General features: G+C 70.2%; 14 protein-coding genes, 1 tRNA gene, 4 pseudogenes and 1 riboswitch. Of the genes and pseudogenes, 10 read left to right on the top strand and 9 right to left on the bottom strand.

Features of this window, described 5'->3' with window-relative positions:
• Positions 1 to 2: 2 nt before the first annotated feature.
• Positions 3 to 908: a 5'-nucleotidase gene (locus HK415_RS20460; protein ID WP_171562459.1), complete on the top strand. Its 906-nt coding sequence runs from the start codon at positions 3 to 5 to the stop codon at positions 906 to 908.
• On the opposite strand, the gene HK415_RS20455 is transcribed toward HK415_RS20460, so the two are convergent.
• On the bottom strand, positions 905 to 1,846 hold the full coding sequence (locus HK415_RS20455; RefSeq protein WP_171562457.1) for a DMT family transporter: 942 nt from the start codon (positions 1,844 to 1,846) through the stop codon (positions 905 to 907). The two genes, HK415_RS20460 and HK415_RS20455, sit on opposite strands and share 4 nt — an antisense overlap.
• A 96-nt stretch (positions 1,847 to 1,942) precedes the next feature.
• Positions 1,943 to 2,117, top strand: a riboswitch (FMN riboswitch).
• Between the two features lie 86 nt (positions 2,118 to 2,203).
• Here HK415_RS20455 and ribB point away from each other — a divergent pair.
• Positions 2,204 to 2,859, top strand: a pseudogene (gene ribB / locus HK415_RS20450) (3,4-dihydroxy-2-butanone-4-phosphate synthase); the annotation flags it as partial.
• A gap of 86 nt (positions 2,860 to 2,945) precedes the next feature.
• Here the strand turns inward: ribB and acuI are convergent.
• The 6 genes from acuI to HK415_RS20420 are packed head-to-tail and all read right to left on the bottom strand — an operon-like array spanning position 2,946 to position 8,042.
• Positions 2,946 to 3,923 (bottom strand): acrylyl-CoA reductase (NADPH), encoded by a 978-nt coding sequence (gene acuI / locus HK415_RS20445; protein WP_171562454.1) that lies wholly within the window; start codon positions 3,921 to 3,923, stop codon positions 2,946 to 2,948.
• A gap of 20 nt (positions 3,924 to 3,943) precedes the next feature.
• Positions 3,944 to 4,504, bottom strand: coding sequence for a Crp/Fnr family transcriptional regulator (locus HK415_RS20440; protein WP_171562452.1), 561 nt, complete (start codon positions 4,502 to 4,504; stop codon positions 3,944 to 3,946).
• 4 nt (positions 4,505 to 4,508) lie between these two features.
• Positions 4,509 to 5,126, bottom strand: a complete 618-nt coding sequence (locus HK415_RS20435) for an ABC-type transport auxiliary lipoprotein family protein (RefSeq protein WP_171562450.1) — start codon at positions 5,124 to 5,126, stop codon at positions 4,509 to 4,511.
• Positions 5,123 to 6,079 carry an MlaD family protein gene (locus HK415_RS20430; protein ID WP_171562448.1) on the bottom strand — a complete coding sequence of 319 codons (957 nt, stop codon included), beginning with the start codon at positions 6,077 to 6,079 and terminating at the stop codon, positions 5,123 to 5,125. The genes HK415_RS20435 and HK415_RS20430 overlap by 4 nt, the downstream gene beginning before the upstream one ends.
• 26 nt (positions 6,080 to 6,105) lie before the next feature.
• Complete coding sequence (locus HK415_RS20425) at positions 6,106 to 6,924, bottom strand: ABC transporter ATP-binding protein (protein WP_171562446.1); 819 nt, start codon at positions 6,922 to 6,924, stop codon at positions 6,106 to 6,108.
• A complete protein-coding gene (locus HK415_RS20420) occupies positions 6,924 to 8,042 on the bottom strand; it encodes an MlaE family ABC transporter permease (protein WP_171562444.1) in 1,119 nt (372 codons plus the stop codon). Before HK415_RS20420 ends, HK415_RS20425 begins: the two co-directional genes overlap by 1 nt.
• A 102-nt stretch (positions 8,043 to 8,144) precedes the next feature.
• On the opposite strand from HK415_RS20420, the gene HK415_RS20415 reads away from it, so the two are divergent.
• The 3 genes and pseudogenes from HK415_RS20415 (at position 8,145) to HK415_RS27485 (ending at position 10,695) form a co-directional block, all read left to right on the top strand.
• A complete protein-coding gene (locus HK415_RS20415) occupies positions 8,145 to 8,921 on the top strand; it encodes an enoyl-CoA hydratase/isomerase family protein (RefSeq protein WP_171562442.1) in 777 nt (258 codons plus the stop codon).
• Positions 8,922 to 8,923: 2 nt separating this feature from the next.
• Positions 8,924 to 10,203: pseudogene (locus tag HK415_RS20410) on the top strand (acyclic terpene utilization AtuA family protein); the annotation flags it as partial.
• Positions 10,204 to 10,227: 24 nt separating this feature from the next.
• Positions 10,228 to 10,695, top strand: coding sequence for an AtuA-related protein (locus tag HK415_RS27485; protein ID WP_444965411.1), 468 nt, complete (start codon positions 10,228 to 10,230; stop codon positions 10,693 to 10,695).
• Positions 10,696 to 10,805: 110 nt separating this feature from the next.
• Here HK415_RS27485 and HK415_RS20405 read toward each other — a convergent pair whose 3' ends face one another.
• Entirely contained in the window at positions 10,806 to 11,738 is a 933-nt protein-coding gene (locus tag HK415_RS20405; protein ID WP_171562439.1) for a LysR family transcriptional regulator, read from the bottom strand.
• Positions 11,739 to 11,839: 101 nt separating this feature from the next.
• Here HK415_RS20405 and HK415_RS20400 point away from each other — a divergent pair.
• From HK415_RS20400 to HK415_RS20385, 4 genes and pseudogenes are all read left to right on the top strand, one after another.
• Positions 11,840 to 13,379, top strand: a pseudogene (locus HK415_RS20400) (CoA-acylating methylmalonate-semialdehyde dehydrogenase).
• Positions 13,380 to 13,459: 80 nt separating this feature from the next.
• Entirely contained in the window at positions 13,460 to 15,091 is a 1,632-nt protein-coding gene (locus HK415_RS20395) for a GMC family oxidoreductase (RefSeq protein WP_171562437.1), read from the top strand.
• Positions 15,092 to 15,414: 323 nt separating this feature from the next.
• A pseudogene (locus HK415_RS20390) lies at positions 15,415 to 16,171 on the top strand (sulfite exporter TauE/SafE family protein).
• 22 nt (positions 16,172 to 16,193) lie between these two features.
• Entirely contained in the window at positions 16,194 to 16,733 is a 540-nt protein-coding gene (locus HK415_RS20385) for a DUF2946 family protein (protein ID WP_171562435.1), read from the top strand.
• 60 nt (positions 16,734 to 16,793) lie between these two features.
• Here HK415_RS20385 and HK415_RS20380 read toward each other — a convergent pair whose 3' ends face one another.
• On the bottom strand, positions 16,794 to 17,732 hold the full coding sequence (locus HK415_RS20380; RefSeq protein WP_171562433.1) for a c-type cytochrome: 939 nt from the start codon (positions 17,730 to 17,732) through the stop codon (positions 16,794 to 16,796).
• 132 nt (positions 17,733 to 17,864) lie between these two features.
• Between HK415_RS20380 and HK415_RS20375 the strand changes: the two genes are divergently transcribed.
• Positions 17,865 to 17,940, top strand: a tRNA-Arg gene (locus HK415_RS20375).
• Positions 17,941 to 17,947: the final 7 nt, after the last annotated feature.

The raw sequence follows: 17,947 nt of genomic DNA, 5'->3' as shown, positions 1-17,947 counted from the left end.
CCATGGCTTCCGTGTCCCTGGACGACAAGCTGGTGGTGGCGATCTCCTCGCGGGCGCTGTTCGACTTCGAGGAGGAGAACCGCGTCTTCGAAAGCGGCGACGCGGCCGGCTACATGCAGCTGCAGCTGCAGCGCCTGGACCGGCCGGCGTCGCCCGGCATCGCCTTCTCGCTGATCCGCAAGCTGCTGGCCTTCAACGACACCACTTCGCAACGGGTGGAGGTGGTCGTGCTGTCACGCAACGACCCGGTCTCGGGCATGCGCGTGTTCCGTTCGGCCAAGGCCAACAACATCCACCTGCAGCGCGGCGTGTTCACGCAGGGGCGCTCGCCCTTCGGTTACCTGCGCCCGCTGCGCGCGCACCTGTTCCTGTCGGCCAACGCGGACGACGTGCGCCAGGCGCTGGCCGCGGGCTTTCCCGCCGCGCGCGTGCTGACCGAATCGGTGCTGGCCAGCGCGAACTACCCGAACGAGGTGCGCATCGCCTTCGACGGCGACGCGGTGCTGTTCTCCGACGAGGCCGAGCAGGTGTTCCAGGCACGCGGGCTGGAAGCCTTCCAGGAACACGAGTCGAGCAAGGCGACCCAGCCGCTGCCCGGCGGCCCCTTCAAGCCGCTGCTGACCGCCTTGCACCGGCTGCAGCAGGCGGCCAATCCGCAGATGCGCGTGCGCACCGCGCTGGTCACCGCGCGCAGCGCGCCGGCGCACGAGCGGGCGATCCGCACGCTGATGGACTGGAAGATCAACGTCGACGAGGCCATGTTCCTCGGCGGCCTGCCCAAGGGCGAGTTCCTGCGCGAGTTCGAGCCGGACTTCTTCTTCGACGACCAGACCCGGCACGTGACGCATGCGGCGATGCACGTGCCGTCGGGGCACGTGTCGGCGGGGATCGCCAACAGCGTGGTTTAACGCGGGCCGCGGGCTTCGCGCCGCGCGATCCAGATCGTCGAAGCGCAGATCACGATGCCGCCGATGATCGTCGAGCGGCTCGGATGGTCGCCGAACCAGATCCAGCCGATCAGCGTCGCCCACACCAGGTCGAGGAACTTGAGCGACTGCGTGGCCGAGATGTCGGCCGTGGCATAGGAGCGCGTCAGGCAGTAGTGCGCCGTGCTCCCGAGCAGGCCGCACAAGGCGCACAGCAGCCACTGCGTGGCCGTCGGGTTCTGCCAGTGCCACAGCGCCAGCGGCAGGCTCAGGAGCGTCACGGTGATCGACTGCCAGGCGACGATCACCTCCGGCCGCTCGTAGCGCGTCAGCGCCTTGGTGATCAGGAAGGAAGCGGCGAACACCGGCGACGACGCCAGCATCACCAGGTTGTAGAAGCCGGCGCCGCCGGACAGCTTGGGCGCGACCACGATCAGCACGCCGGCGAAGCCGATCGCCGCGGCCAGCCAGCGCTCCCAGCGCATCGGCTCCTTGAACAGCAGCACCGCGCCCAGCATGATGAAGATCGGGCCGGTGAAGCCGATCGCCGTGACGTCGGCGATGGTGATGTGCGGCAGCGCGATGAACCACAGGCACAGGCCCACGGTGTGCACGCCGCCGCGCGCGAACTGGCCGCCGATGTTCTTGGGCCGGTAGGCCGCGAGCCCCGCGCGCGCCATCAGCGGCAGCATCACGGCCAGGCCCATCAGGTAGCGCAGGAACTGCGTCTCGAAGATGTCGAGCGTGAGCGAGACCGCGCGCATGATCGAGTTGAGCACCACGAACAGCAGGCCGGCAGTGCCCGACCACAGCAGCGCGCGCACGTTGCCGTCCAGCCGCGAGACGCGGCGCTGCGCCACGCTCGCATGGCGCGCGAGCAGGTTGCGGCGGCGCCCTGCGGGAGTGGATCCGGTCTCCATCGGAGCAGCCACTATAGGTGCTGGGGGCAAAGCAGTACCAAAGTGGACGCCTGACACCGCAGTGACTGCGGGGTGTTTCGCCCGCGCGTACGATGGCGGGGTCTTCAGGGCGGGGTGCGATTCCCCACCGGCGGTAGGCCACGCGAGTGGCGAGCCCGCGAGCGCCCGGGGCTGCGCAGGCAGCCCCGGGGTCAGCAGACCCAGTCCGATGCTGGGGCCGACGGTGTTGCAGGTCTCACGGCCTGTTCAGTCCGGATGAAAGAAGATTCGCGCCGCCTCGCGTGGTGCGATGTGCGTGCGCCTGCCCGCAAGGGAAGGCGTGCGCGTTCTTTGCCGCCTTGAAGCGTTTTTGTTCAACCAACAGGAGCGTTTCATGACCACCGAAACCATCACCGAAGCCCGCGCGATCGCGCTGAGCCCCTCCACCAGGTGCTGGCGCGCATCCGCGCCGGCGAACCCGTGCTCGTCCTCGACGACGCGGACCGCGAGAACGAGGCCGACCTGATCGTCGCCGCCGACCGCATCACGGCGGCCACCATGGCGATGCTGATCCGCGAAGGCAGCGGCATCGTCTGCCTGTGCATGCGCCCCGAGCGCGCCAGCGCCCTGAAGCTGCGGCCGATGGTGGAGACCAACCGCTCGCGCTATGCGACCGCCTTCACGCAGTCGATCGAGGCGGCCTTCGGCGTGAGCACCGGTGTGTCGGCCGCCGACCGCGTGCAGACCATCCAGTGCGCGCTGCGCTCGACCCTGGAACGCAGCGAGATCGTGAGCCCCGGCCACGTGTTCCCCTGGTGGCGCGCCCAGGTGGCGTGCTGGAACGCCAGGGCCACACGGAAGCGGCGGTGGACCTCGCGGAGCTGGCCGGCTGCCAGCCGGCGGGCGTGCTGTGCGAGCTGATGAATCCGGACGGGAGCATGGCGCGTGGGGCGGAGGTGGCTGCTTTCGCGGCGCGGCATGGCTTGCTTTGCACCACCGTGGAGGCGGTGCGGCAGTTCCGCCTCTCCATGTAGGTCGTGGTGAGCCCGCAGGCGAACCGCGACGGTACGCGCGCGGATTGTCGGGGTTCGCCTTCGGGCTCACCACCGACCTACAAGGATCACGAAGTCCTGACCACGATCCTTCCGCGCACTTCCCCGGCCATCAACCTCTGCGCCGCCCCCACCGCATCCGCCAGCCCGACCTCCGTCGTCATCGTCTCCAGCAGCTTCGGATCGAGATCGCGCGCCAGGCGCGACCACGCCTCCTCGCGCCGCGCCATCGGCGCCATCACGCTGTCGACACCGAGCAGGGCGATGCCGCGCAGGATGAAGGGCGCGACCGTCGCGGGGAAGTCCATGCCTTGCGCCAGCCCGCAGGCGGCGACCGCGCCGCCGTAGCGCGTCTGCGCGCAGGCATTGGCCAGGGTGTGGCTGCCCACCGCATCGACCACCGCCGCCCAGCGTTCCTTCTGCAGTGGCTTGCCGGGCGCGGAGAGTTCGCCACGGTCGATGATCGCAGTGGCACCCAGCGTTTTCAGGTAGTCCGCTTCCGCCGGCTTGCCGGTGGCGGCGACCACCTTGTGCCCCAGCTTCGCCAGCAGCGCCACCGCGACCGAGCCGACGCCGCCGGTGGCGCCGGTCACCAGCACTTCGCCTTCTCCGGCCTTCAACCCATGGCGCTCCAGCGCCAGCACGCACAGCATCGCGGTGTAGCCGGCGGTGCCGATCGCCATCGCCTGCCGTGCGCTGAAGGCCTGCGGCCGGCGCACCAGCCACTGCGACTTCAGGCGCGCACGGGCGGCCAGGCAGCCCTTGTGCGTCTCGCCCACGCCGAAGCCGTTGAGCACCACCGCATCGCCCGCCTTCCACTGCGGCGCGCTGCTTTCGAGCACCGTTCCGGAGCCGTCGATGCCGGCGACCATCGGCCAGCTGCGCACCACCGGCGACTTGTTGGTGATGGCCAGGCCATCCTTGTAGTTCAGCGTCGAGTATTCGACCGCCACCGTGACGTCGCCCTCCGGCAGGAAGCCCTCGTCCACCTCGCGCACGCTCGCGCGGAATTCGGGTTCCTTCTCCAGCACCAGTGCCTTGAACATCTCCATCCTCCTTCGTCGTCTCACGCCACGTGCCGCTGCAGCACCTTCACCAGTTGGGCGCTGGTGTTGCGCAGGCGCTGGGCCAGCAGCTGCGTCAGCTTGACCAGCAGCTTGGCGCCGATGTCGGGGCGCGTCTTGATCAATCGTGCCACGGCCTCGCGGTCGAGCACCGCGGCCTCGACCGCGCTCAGCGCCCAGCAGCTCGCGTAGCGCGGCTCGCCGTCGAACATCGACATCTCGCCCAGCACGGTGCCGGGCCGCAGCACCGCCAGCCGCGTGTTGTCCCCGCGCTCCTCGTGGTTGGCGTCGGGGCCGATGCGCTTGCCCACGTCCACCGTGCCGCTCAGAAGCAGCATCATCCAGTCGTTGATGTCGCCTTCGCGGATCAGCATGTCGCCCGGCGGCTTGGCCCGCACCTGCAGCATCAGGGAGCCGAGCACGTCCACTTCCTTGGGCGTGAAGTCCTGCAGCAGCGTGCTGTGCTCCAGCAGCCCGGGCCACTGCGACAGCTGTTCGCAGCAACCCGCCACCTCCAGGCCGGCGGCGCGGATCCGTTCTTCCAGCGGCACGGCGGCGGCCATGGCTTCAGCGCTGTTGCAGCCAGCTGGCGATGTCCTGCGCCGCCGCGTCGGTGGCGGCGGTCAGCGCGCGCACGCCGCCGGGTGCGTCGGCGCTGGGGGCGGGGCGCTGCACGTTGAAGCTGCGCTGCGCCACCAGGCGCTCGCCGCCGCCGGTGTTTTCCAGCAGCGTGCAGCGCACGCGCACCACGCCCTTGCTCTCACCCGGCGAATCGAACAGCTGGCTGAACTCCTCCAGCTCCACCCGCAGCACCGGCGGCGGCGTGCCGCCGCGCCGCGAAAGCGCCGCGGCCGCGGCCGCATCGAGCACGGCGCGATCGCGTCCCAGCACGTCGCGCAGGCGCTGCCGCAGCAGCTGCCCGGGCGGCGCGCTCCAGCGCGCATAGGCGTAGGGCCGCAGCTGGTGTGCGTCCTCGTAGCCCAGGCGGTACAGCAGGGCCGGCGTCTCCAGGATGCCGGTGACCTCCACTTCCGGCAGCACCAGCGCGCCGCGGCTGGTGGCCGCGGTCTCCACCGGCGAGGAGGGGCCGAAGTCGTACATGGTCTGGCGCACCGGCTTGTCCGGCAGCGCCTTGCAGCCGGCCAGCGCCAGGGCGGCCAGCGCGGCGAGCAGCCATCGCCTCATCGCCGCCCTCCCGGCGCGCGGAAGCCGGGCTCGCCCGGCCCGGGTTGCGCGGCACCATCGCCATAGATCAGCATCTGCGGATTCTCGGTGAGTTCGTTGACCGCGCGGTTGAGCGTGCGCACGGTGCGGGTCGTTTCGTCGGTGGCGCGGTTGATGCGCGGCAGCGTGCCGACGCTGAAGGTCTCGGCCGCGTGCGCCAACGCGTCGGTGCCTTCGGAGACGCGGTCGATCGCGCCGCCCGGGGCGTTCAGGCGCTGCGCCGTCTGGCCGAACTGCGCGGCCGCGGCGCCGACCTGGTCCACCGTCTTCTGCGTGCCGCGCAAGGTGACCGTGGCCTCGCGCAGCGCCGGGTCGAGCCCGTTCTTGATGGTGCCGTCGATGCGCGTGACCAGCTGGTTGGTGCTGCTGGCCGCCTGGCTGATGTTCTCCAGCGCGACGGCGATGCGCTTCTGGTTCGGGTCCCCCAGCAGCGTGTTCACGCGCTCGGTCGCCTCCTGCACCTTCTCCAGGATCACCTCGCCTTTTTCCTCCAGCCGCGCGATCAGGCCCGGGCGCAGCGGAATGCGCGGCGGCACCTCGTCGTTGGGCTGCAGCCTGGCGGCGACACGGCCCTCGTCGGCCAGCTGGATGAAGGCCAGGCCGGTGACGCCCTGGTAGCTCAGGGTCGCGAAGGTTTCGCGGGTCAGCGGCGTGTCGCGGTCGATCTCCAGCCGGATCAGGATGTTGCCCATCTGCTTGGGGTCGAAGCCGATGCGCTTGACCTTGCCGACGTCGACGCCGCGAAAGCGCACCGGCGCCTGCTCCTGCAGGCCGGTGACCGATTCGCGCGTCGAGATCTCGTACACGTCGCGCACGCCGGTGTCGCGCGTCAGCCAGGCGGCCAGCGCGAGCACCAGCGCCGACAGGATCGCGACGAAGATGCCGGCGGCCATCGCGTGGGCCTTGTTTTCCATGGTGTGTTTCAACCTTTCTTCATGTTCTAGATCGCGAAGGGATATTCGCGCAGCAGTTCCATCGCCCGCTGGCCGCGTTCGCCCAGGAAGAAGTCCTCGATGAAGGGGTGGCGGAAGGCGATCACGTCCTTCGGGCGGCCGGCGACGATCACCCGCTGGTCGGCCACCACCGCGATCCGCGTGGACAGCTCGAACAGCGTGTCCAGGTCGTGGGTGACCATGATGACAGTCAGGGCGAGGTCGCGGTGCAGGGAACGCAGCAGGTGCACGAAGGCATCGGAGCTGTCCGGGTCCAGCCCGGCGGTGGGCTCGTCCAGCAAGAGCAGCGGCGGATCCATGATCAGCGCCCGGGCCAGGGCGGCCCGCTTGATCATCCCGCCCGACAGTTCGGACGGCATCTTCTGCGCGTCGGCGGGCTTGAGGCCCACCATCTGCAAGCACACCATCGCCGCTTCGTCGATCAGCCGCTGCGGCAGCGTCTTCAGTTCGCGCAGCGGGAAGGCGACGTTCTCCAGCACGTTGAAGGCGGAAAACAGCGCGCCGTGCTGGAACAGCATGCCGATGCGGCTGGAAGCGCCGCGCTGCGAAAGCGTGTGGAGCGGCTGGCCCATGATGCGCACCTCGCCGGCCGCGGGCCGCTCCAGGCCGAGGATCTGGCGCAGCAGCACGGTCTTGCCGGAGCCAGAACCGCCGACGATGGACAGCACCTCGCCCCGGTTGACGGTGAGGTCCAGGTCCTTGTGGATCACCAGCCGCCGGTCCGGCAGGTCGAACGCGGACGTCAGCTTGCGGATCTCGACGATGGGCCCGTCGGCGGGAATGGGGGTGAGGACCGCGTCCGCCATCACATGCCCACGTTGCTGAAGAGCACGGCGAAGAGCGCATCGACCAGGATCACCACGGTGATCGCGGTCACCACCGCCGAGGTCGTGCCCTGGCCGAGGCTCTCCGTGTTGGGCTGTACCCGCAGGCCGAAGTGGCAGCCGATCAGGGCGATGAGGATGCCGAACACGACCGACTTGGACAGGCCGAGCACCAGGTTGGGCAGGCTCACCGCGCCCGGCAGCGCCTTGAGGAAGAAGATCGGGCTGATGCCCAGCGACAGGTCGGCGGCGATCATGCCGCCGATCAGTCCGGCCACCGTGGTCCACGCGGCGATCAGGGGCATGGCGACGGACAGCGCCATCGCCCGCGGCATGACCAGCCGGTAGGTGTGCGAGATGCCCATCACCCGCATCGCATCCAGTTCCTCGGTCACCCGCATCACGCCGATCTGCGCGGTAATGGCGGACCCCGAGCGGCCGGCCACCAGGATGGCCGCCAGCATCGGGCCCAGTTCGCGGATCAGCGCGATGCCCAGGATGTCGACGATGTACGCATCGGCACCGAAGCGCCGCAGCTGCTGCGAGGTGAGGTAGGCCAGCACCACGCCGATCAGCCCGCCCACCAGGGCCGTGATGCCCAGTGCGGTCGCGCCGATGTGGTACAGGTGCCCGGAGAAATCGCGCCAGGGTGCGCGGTGGAAGGCCCGCACCAGTTCGCGCAGGTCCAGCGTGAGCTGGCCGATCAGGCGCACGAAGCCCTTCATGTGCCCGAGGGCGCGCAGCACGTACGCACCCAGGGCGAGGTACATCCCGCGCAGGCCCAGGCGCGTGCGCCGCGGCGGCGGCGTCGTGTACTGCGCGACCCGCTCCAGGATCGCGCGCTGCGGCGGCAGCAGTTCCACCTGCTCGGGCCAGCGTTGTCCCCAGTGGTCCCACAGCAGCTGCGCGCCCACGTGATCCAGTTGCACGGCCTGCCGCAGGTCCCACAGCTGCCCGCCCCTGTCCCCGGGCAGGATGCGGCGCACCTCGCGGAACACGCGGGGGCGGCCGAACTGGGCGGCCGTCCACTCGCCGAGGAGCCGGATGGCCCGGCCTTCGGGTGCTGGCGCCTGTTCGAAGCGGGGCGTGAGATCGGTCATGTCTGGGGGCAACCATCGTAACGGTAGAGCCTGCCCCTGTCGTGTAGGAGAACGGCCCTGCCGCGCAGCGCGGGTATAACGCGGCTGGAAGGAGAGCACGCGATGACAACGAACCCTGCCGACCTCGGGGTGGAGCGCCGTGGCGGCGTGCTGTGGCTGACCATCCAGCGCGAGGAGCGGCGCAATGCCATGAACCACGCCGTGCTGCGGGCCATGGGCGACGCGATCGATGCCGCCCAGTCCGACCGCGAGCTGCGCGCCATCGTGATCACCGGGGCGGGGGAGAAGGCCTTCTGCGCCGGCGCCGACCTGCAGAACGCCCAGGCCTTCACCAGCGACTACTCCGACCCCACCGGCCACCTGGCGCGCCTGCTGCGATGCGCCCGTGCCAGCCACCTGCCGCTGGTGGCGCGCGTCAACGGCGCCTGCATGGCCGGCGGCATGGGGCTGCTGGCCATGTGCGACCTGGCCGTGGCCGCGAAGCACGCCACTTTCGGCCTGCCCGAAGTGAAGGTCGGCGTGTTCCCGGCGCAGGTGCTCACCGTGCTGCAGCACCTGGTGCCACGGCGCCAGCTGGCCGAGCTGTGCATCACCGGCGAGAGCATCGGCAGCGAGCAGGCGCTGGCCATCGGCCTGGTCAACCACGTGGACGAGGACCTCGACGGCAAGCTCGACTGGCTGCTGCAGCGCATCCTGGACAAGTCGCCGGCCGCGATCCGGCGCGGCATCTACACCATGAAGAGCATCGACACCATGGCCTTCGAGGAGTCCATGGCCTTCACCGAAAGCCAGATCGCGCTGTTCACGCTGACCGAGGACGCGCGCGAGGGGCAGGCCGCCTTCCAGCAGAAGCGCAAGCCGCAGTGGAAGGGCCGCTGAGCATGGACAAGGTCGTGCGCATCGGCGGCGCTTCCGGCTTCTGGGGCGACAGCAGCATCGGCGCGCCGCAGCTGGTGGCGCACGGGCAGCTGGACTACCTGGTGTTCGACTACCTCGCCGAACTCACCATGTCGATCCTGGCAGCGGCGCGCGCGAAGAAGCCCGAGCTGGGCTACGCCACCGACTTCGTGGACGTGACCATGAAGTCCATCGTGCGCGACGTGGCGCGCAAGGGCATCCGCGTGATCAGCAACGCCGGCGGCGTGAACCCGCAGGCCTGCGCGCAGGCACTGGCGGCAGTGGCGGCGGAACAGGGCGTGCAGCTGAAGATCGCGGTGGTGAGCGGCGACGACGTGCTGCCGCTGCTGCCCGAACTGCGCGAGCAGGGCGTGCGCGAGCTGCAGAACGGCCGGCCCATGCCCGAACGGCTGCTCACCGCCAATGCCTACCTCGGCGCGCTGCCGATCCGCGCCGCGCTGGAGGCCGGCGCGCAGGTGGTGATCACCGGCCGCTGCGTCGACAGCGCCGTGACCCTGGGCGCGCTGATGCATGCCTTCGAGTGGCGCGCCGACGACTTCGACCGGCTGGCGCAAGGCAGCCTGGCCGGCCACATCATCGAATGCGGCTGCCAGGCCACCGGCGGCCTGCATACCGACTGGGAAGCGGTGCCGGACTGGGCGCACATCGGCTACCCGGTGCTGGAGTGCCAGGCCGACGGCAGCTTCGTGGTCACCAAGCCGCGCGACACCGGCGGCCTGGTGAACACGGCGGTGATCGCCGAGCAGATGCTGTACGAGATCGGCGATCCGCGCCGCTACCTGCTGCCCGACGTCACTTGCGACTTCACGCAGGTCCAGCTGGAGCAGCTGGGCGAGCACCGCGTGCGGGTGACGGGTGCGCGCGCCTGCCGCCGGGGCCCGGCTACAAGGTCTCGGCCACCTACCTGGATGGTTTCCGCTGCACCGCGCAGCTCACCATCGTGGGGCTCGACGCCGCGCGCAAGGCACAGCGCACCGGCGAGGCGATCCTGGCGCGCACGCGCGAGCTGTTCGCGCAGCGCCGCTGGCTGCCCTACACCCGCACCCACATCGAGGTGCTGGGATCGGAGCTCGCCAACTACGGGCCGCATGCGCGCACGCAGGACGTGCGCGAAGCCGTGCTGCAGGTGGCCGTGATGCATCCGCAGAAGGAGGCACTGGAGCTGTTCGCGCGCGAGATCGCGCCGGCCGGCACCAGCTGGTCGCCCGGCACCACCGGCGCCGGCGGCCGGCCCAGCCCCTCGCCCTGCATCCGCCAGTTCGCCTTCATGGTGGACAAGAAGCGGGTGCAGGCGCAGGTGCGCATCGGCAGCGAAGTGCATGAAATCGCCGTGCCTGCCGGGCAGGCCCCGGTGCCGCCGCCCGATCCCACGCCCGCCCCCGACGCCATCTTCCCGCGCGAGGACTGGCCGCAGGTTCCGCTGGTGCAACTGGCCTGGGCGCGCAGCGGCGACAAGGGCAACCAGTCCAACATCGGCGTGATCGCCCGCCGGCCCGAGTGGCTGCCCTGGCTGCGCGGGCAGCTCACGCCCGAGCGGGTGAAGGCCTGGCTGGGCCACCTGGTCGCGGGCGACGTGGTGCGCTACGACGTGCCCGGCATCCATGCCATGAACTTCCTGTGCAGCGAGGCGCTGGATGGCGGCGGCACGGCGTCGCTGCGCAACGATCCGCTAGGCAAGGGGATGGGGCAGATCCTGCTGGCGATGCCGGTGGCGGTGCCTCCGGGGTGGCGTTGATCGCTGGGGTTCGCGTCGCTCACCTTCGGCGGCCGCGGCCGCCCCAGCCTACGAGTCCGGCGGGCGGGCCCCTGTAGGCTGGCGGTGCAAGCGAAGCGGCACCCCAGCGATCACGCCAGGAACCCGCCCGCGAACACCGTCTTCAGGTGATCCACGAAACACTGCACCGCCCGCGGCACCTGCGGCGCCCAGGGCCGGATCGCATAGATCCCGTCGCCGAAGAAGCCCAGCGGCCGCCATTCCGGCAGCACCTGCACCAGCTGGCGCGGCCCCAGGTGCGCGGCGGCGCTGAAGTCCGGCAGCAGGCCGATGCCCAGGCCGCCCAGCACCGCTTCGCGCAGCACCTCGCTGTTGTTCGCGCGTAGCGGCCCGTCCACCGCGACCACCACGCGTTCCGCCTTGCGGCCGGTGCCACGCTCGAAGGACCAGCTCTGCCCCGCCGTGTCGCGCAGGTACAGCAGGCAGGCGCGCTGCGCCAGCTCCGAGGGATGCGACAGCCGCCCGTGGCGGCGCAGGTAGTCCGCGCTGGCCACCAGCAGCGAGCGCGAGGCGCAGAGCTGCCACGCCACGTGCGTTTCGGGCGGAGCCTGCGTGTGCCGGATCGCGATGTCGAAGCCTTCCTGCGGCAGGTTGGCCAGCCGGTCGCCCAGGTCCAGCTCGAGCCGGATCTCCGGGTACTGCAGCAGGAAGGCCGGCAGCGAAGGGGCGACGTACTGCCGGCCCAGCGCCACCGGCGCCGTCACGCGCAGCAGCCCGCGCGGCGAGCCGGCGAGGTCGCGGATGCCGGCGAAGCTCTGCGCGATGCGCTCGAAGGACGCGCGCGTTTCGTCGGCCAGCTGCTGCCCCGCTTGCGTGAGCCCCACCGAGCGGGTGGTCCTGCGCACCAGCGGCACGCCGGCCGCCCGTTCCAGTTCGGCGATGCGGCCGCTGACCGAGGCCTTGGAGATGCCCAGGCGGCGCGCGGCCTGCGTGTAGCTGCGCGTTTCGGCCAGCACCGTCAGCAGGTGCAGGTCGGAAAAGACGGGGGTGGTGCCGGCATTCATGGTGGATTGTTCATTTTCTCAAACAATCTGGTCAGCGCCCGCGTATTTCCAAACCGCCCGCCCGGGCCTAGACTGGCCCTCCGTTGCACGGAAGACCCCTCATGAACGCTCCTGACAAGTCCCGCCCCGCCGCCGCCACGGCGTCCATCGAACACTGGATCAACGGCAAGCTGGTGCCGGGCCAGAGCGGCCGCCGCGCCGACGTCTTCAACCCGGCCACCGGCCAGGTCAGCGGCCAAGTCGCACTGGCCAACACCGGCGAAGTGGCGCAGGCCGTCGCCGCCGCGCAGGCCGCCTTCCCGGCCTGGGCCGACACGCCGCCGATCCGCCGCGCGCGTCATGTTCAAGTTCCTGGAACTGCTGAACAAGCACCGCGACGAGCTGGCCCGCATGATCACTGCCGAACACGGCAAGGTGTTCACCGACGCGCAGGGCGAAGTCACGCGCGGCATCGACATCGTCGAATTCGCCTGCGGCATCCCGCAGCTGCTCAAGGGCGACTACACCGACCAGGTCTCCACCGGCATCGACAACTGGACGATGCGCCAGCCCCTGGGCGTGGTGGCCGGCATCACGCCCTTCAACTTCCCGGTGATGGTGCCGATGTGGATGTACCCGGTGGCCATCGCCGCCGGCAACACCTTCATCCTCAAGCCCAGCCCGCTGGACCCGACTCCTTCGATCCGCATGGCCGAACTGCTCAAGGAAGCGGGCCTGCCCGATGGCGTGTTCAACGTGGTGCAGGGCGACAAGGACGCCGTCGACGCGCTGCTGGAGCACCCGGACGTCAAGGCGATCTCCTTCGTCGGCTCCACGCCGATCGCGCAGAAGATCTACGAAACGGGCGCGAAGCACGCCAAGCGCGTGCAGGCCCTGGGCGGCGCCAAGAACCACATGGTGGTGATGCCCGACGCCGACATGGACCAGGCGGTCGACGCGCTGATCGGCTCGGCCTTCGGCTCCGCCGGCGAGCGCTGCATGGCGATCTCCGTCGGCATCCTGGTGGGCGACGCCGCCGACCAGATCATGGCCAAGCTCGCCGAGCGCACCCAGTCGCTGAAGGTGAAGAACGGCGTCGAGCTCGACGCGGAGATGGGCCCCATCGTCAGCAAGGTGGCGCACGAGCGCATCACGGGCTACATCGGCCAAGGCCAGACCGAAGGCGCCAAGCTGGTGGTCGACGGCCGCAAGTTCCAGGGCGCCAAGGCCGGCGCCGGCTGCGACAACGGCTTCTGGCTGGGCGGCACGCTGTTCGACAACGTCACGCCGGACATGAAGATCTACAAGGAAGAGATCTTCGGTCCGGTGCTGGGCTGCGTGCGCGCGAAGGACCTGAAGGAAGCGACCGACCTGATCAACGCCCACGAGTACGGCAACGGCGTCTCGCTGTTCACGCGCGACGGCAACACCGCGCGCGAGTTCTCGCGTCGCGTGCAGGTCGGCATGGTCGGCGTGAACGTGCCGATCCCGGTGCCGATGGCGTGGCACGGCTTCGGCGGCTGGAAGAAGAGCCTGTTCGGCGACATGCATGCCTACGGCGAGGAAGGCGTGCGCTTCTACACCAAGCAGAAGTCGATCATGCAGCGCTGGCCCGAAAGCATCGGGAAAGGCGCCGAGTTTGTAATGCCGACAGCCAAGTAAGGCTGTTCACTCCCTCCCCTTCCGGGGGAGGGCTGGGGTGGGGGCGGCGCGCGACGCGCGCTCCGAGGAGACAAGAAGGCATGAGCGACACGACGTTCGACTACATCATCATCGGGGCCGGCACGGCCGGGTGCCTTCTTGCCAATCGGCTCTCCGCGGATCCCTCCAAGCGCGTCCTCCTGATCGAGGCCGGCCGCCGCGACGACTACCACTGGATCCACATCCCGGTCGGCTACCTCTATTGCATCGGCAATGCGCGCACCGACTGGCTGTACTACACCGAAGAGGACGCCGGCCTGAACGGCCGCAAGCTGCGCTATCCGCGCGGCAAGACGCTGGGAGGCTGCTCCAGCATCAACGGCATGATCTACATGCGCGGGCAGGCGCGCGACTACGACGGCTGGGCGCAAGGCGTGGGCGATGCGAACTGGACCTGGGACAACTGCCTGCCCTACTTCAAGAAGCACGAGGACTACTACAAGGGCGCCGACGCGCTGCACGGCGCCGGCGGCGAGTGGCGCGTGGAAAAGCAGCGCCTGCGCTGGGACGTGCTGGACGCCTTCGCCAAGGCGGCGCAGGAAGCGGGCATCCCGCACAGCGAGGACTTCAACCGCGGCAGCAACGAGGGCGTGGGCTACTTCCAGGTGAACCAGAAGAACGGCTGGCGCTGGAACACGGCCAAGGCCTTCCTGCGGCCCACCTGCTACGGGCGGCCCAACTTCGAGCTCTGGACCAATGCCCAGGTGGCCCGCCTGCTGTTCGAGACCCTGCCGGACGGCAGCAAGCGCTGTACCGGCGCCGAGGTGTGGACCGGCGACGAGATGACGCGGGTCGAAGCGAGCATCGAGACGCTGCTGTGCGCGGGCAGCATCGGCTCGCCGCAGATCCTGCAGCTGTCCGGCGTCGGCCCCGCCGACCTGCTGCGGCAGCACGGCATCCCGCTGGTGCACGAGCTGCCGGGCGTGGGCGAGAACCTGCAGGACCACCTGCAGGTGCGCGCGGTGTACAAGGTGGACGGCGTGGCCACGCTCAACACGCTGGCCAGCAGCTGGTGGGGCAAGCTGAAGATCGGCATGGAGTACGTGGTCAAGCGCAGCGGCCCCATGAGCATGGCGCCCTCGCAGCTGGGCGCCTTCACGCGCAGCTCGCCGGACCAGCCCTGGCCGAACATCGAATACCACGTGCAGCCCCTGAGCCTGGACGCCTTCGGCGAGCCGCTGCACAGCTTCAATGCCTTCACGGCGAGTGTCTGCAACCTGAACCCCACCAGCCGCGGCTGGGTGCGCATCCGCAGCAACCGCTTCCAGGACGCGCCGGCGATCGCGACCAACTACCTGAGCACGCCGGAAGACCGCAAGGTGGCGGCCGACTCGCTGCGCGTGACGCGGCGCATCGCGACGCAGCCGGCGCTGGCGCCCTTCAAGCCGCAGGAGTGGCGGCCCGGCCCGCAGTACCAGACCGACGAGGACCTCGCGCGGCTGGCAGGCGACATCGCCACCACCATCTTCCACCCCGTGGGAACCACCGCGATGGGCCGCGACGACGATCCGCGCGCGGTGCTCGACTCGCAGCTGCGCGTGCGCGGCATCGCCGGCCTGCGCGTGGTCGATGCCGGCGCCATGCCCACCATCACCAGCGGCAACACCAACTCGCCTGTGCTGATGATGGCGGAGAAGGCCGCCGAGTGGATCGCGCGGGACGCGCGGCGCTAGACGCGTTCCGGACCGCGCCGCTCGGTCGCATGCGTTAACTTGTCACAAGCAGCGCTTTCCTGATTCGCCGCAAACTCCCGCCCGCGGCCGGGAAAGCCCCAATGCACCGTCCCCGTGCAGGCCTGTACATTCCACGCACTCGCGTTGCGCCCCCGGGCGCGACAGGACGAGGGACCGAGGAGACAAGCCCCCGAAGAACAGCAACAAGACGAATCTGGACGGCACCGCGCAAAGCGGGCCGCACACCCTCAAGGCGCCGCTGATGCGGCGCTTTTTATTGGTCCGTCGAAAGTACTGCAGAGCCGCCTGCGACAATCGGGGCGATGGAGTTGCTGCTGGTGTCGCTGGCCTCGGTGCTGGCGGGTTTCGTCGACGCGATCGTGGGTGGCGGGGGCTCGTCCTGGTGCCCGCCCTCTTCGCGGTCTTCCCCACCACGCACCCGGCCACCCTGTTCGGCACCAACAAGAGCGCCTCGGTCTGGGGCACGGCCCTGTCGGCCGTGCAGTACAGCCGCCGCGTCGACATGCACTGGCCCACCCTGCTGCCGGCCGCCGCGGCGGGCTTCGCGGGCAGCTTCCTCGGCGCCTGGGCCGTGACGGTGATCTCCCCGAGTTCCTGCGCCGGGTGCTGCCCTTCGTGCTGCTGGGCGTGCTGCTCTACACCCTGGCGCGCAAGCACCTGGGCCGCGACCACGCCCCCACCCTGGCCGGCCGCGCGCAGACGCTGGCCGCCTGCGCGATCGGCGCCGTCCTCGGTTTCTACGACGGATTCTTCGGGCCGGGTACCGGCAGCTTCTTCGTGTTCCTGTTCGTGCGGGTGCTGGGCTACGACTTCCTGCATGCCTCGGCCGCGGCCAAGCTGATCAACACGGCCACCAACCTGGCCGCTCTGATCCTGTTCGCACTCAAGGGCCATGTGTGGTGGCATTACGCACTGGCGCTGGCGATCGCCAATGTGGCGGGCAGCCTGCTGGGCACGCACATGGCGCTCAAGCATGGCGCTTCCTTCGTGCGCGTCGTGTTCATCTTCGTGGTGAGCGCGCTCATCCTCAAGACCGGTTACGACGCCTTCCTGCGCTGAGCCCGCCCGCCCATAATGGGCCATGGACGACATCGTGCGCCAGGCCATGGCCAAGTGGCCCAACGTGCCGAACTGCTACGGCTGGCTGGGGCTGGACGAGCGCGGCAACTGGTACATGCGCGACGACCGCGTGCAGGCCGCCGGCGCCTTCCCCGCCGCCAAGGGTTCGCTGCTGCGGCACGAGAAGCTGGTGGACTTCATCCACCGCAACTACGAACACGACGACCGCGGCCAGTGGTTCTTCCAGAACGGCCCGCAGCGGGTGTACGTGGAACTGCAGGCGACGCCCTGGATCTGGCGGGTCGCGCCGGACGCCGGCGTCACCAGCCACACCGGCCTGCCCGCGCAGGTGAAGGCCTGCCTGGTGGACGAAAGCGGGCGGCTCTACCTGGAGACCGAGCACGGCATCGGCATCGTGCACACCCAGGACATTGTGCAGGCCTCGGAAGCCGTGGAGTCCGGGCGCTGGCAACCCGCCGAAGTGCGCAGTGCCGACCTGCCGGATCGCTACGGCTTCGTGCGCAGCCCCGCGGCACTGGCGGCGGCGAACACCCCGGGCTGATCCGCGTCACGGGCACAAAAAAGCCGGCGCGGGGCCGGCTTCTTCGTGCGAGGGGCGCGCTTACTTCGACTGCGCCACCATGTATTCCACGGCCGCCTTGATGTCGGCATCCGGTGCCGCGCTGCCGCCCTTGGGAGGCATCGCGCCCTTGCCCTTGAGCGCGCTGTTCACGAGGGCCGGAACGCCCTGCGCCAGGCGGGGTGCCCAGGCGGCCTTGTCGCCCAGCTTCGGCGCACCGGCCACGCCCGCGGCGTGGCAGGCCACGCAGGCTTGCTGGTACAGGGCCTGGCCGCCGGCGCCGGCGGCAGCGACCTGGGTCGCGGGCGCGGGCGCGGGGGCGGCGGCGGGAGCCGGAGCGGCTGCAGCGGCAGCGGTCGCCGCAGCGGCGGGAGCAGCCGTGGCGGCGGCAGCCGGGGCCGGAGCGGCAGGAGCCGCAGCAGCGGCAGGCGCTGCGGCGGCTGCGCCACCGGCCGGTGCCGCGGGCTCGGCGAACTTGGCGCCGGCGGAGTTGGCCATGAAAGCCACGGCGCGCGCGATCTCGACTTCGCTGAATTCGCCGCCGGCCTGCGGCGCCATCGCGCCCTTGCCCTTCAGGGCGGACTGCACGAGCGCGTCGAAACCGGTCTTGATGCGGGCGGCCCAGGCGGCGGCATCGCCGGCCTTGGGCGCGCCGGCCGCGCCGGTGCTGTGGCAGGCCGTGCATTGCGCCTGGAACACCTGCTGGCCGCTGGCCAGGGGGCGGTTGGCATCGCGGACTTCCACGGTGCCGACCTTGCGGATGCGCTGGGCCACGCCGCGCTCCATGTCCTGGGCGCTCACGCCGCCCAGCACGTATTTCTCGCCGTCCCGCGCGCCCGCCGGCTTGTTCTCGGCCACCACGAAGGCGACCAGGGCGATGATCACGAAGACCGGGACCAGGAAGGAGAACAGCACCGCGATCAGCAGCTGCTTGGGGGTCTTGATCGGGCCGGTGTGGGCTTCTTCGTGCGCGTCGCTCATGGGCGTCCTCAATGAAATCTCGATTTCGGGATCAACCGGTAATTATAGCGAGCACCCCCGCGCCGGCCCCGGGCCGAGGCCGCGGCCCGGCAGGACGGCGGGCATCGGCGATAATGCACGCTCGCATCAAATGCGGCTGTAGCTCAGTGGATAGAGTATTGGCCTCCGAAGCCAAGGGTCGTGGGTTCGATCCCCGCCAGCCGCGCCACCCATTC

It is taken from the genome of Ramlibacter montanisoli (assembly GCF_013087525.1).
GTDB lineage: Bacteria > Pseudomonadota > Gammaproteobacteria > Burkholderiales > Burkholderiaceae_C > Ramlibacter > Ramlibacter montanisoli.
The sequence above is the reverse complement of the archived record's forward strand: the minus strand, read 5'-3'. Positions and strand labels throughout refer to the sequence as shown.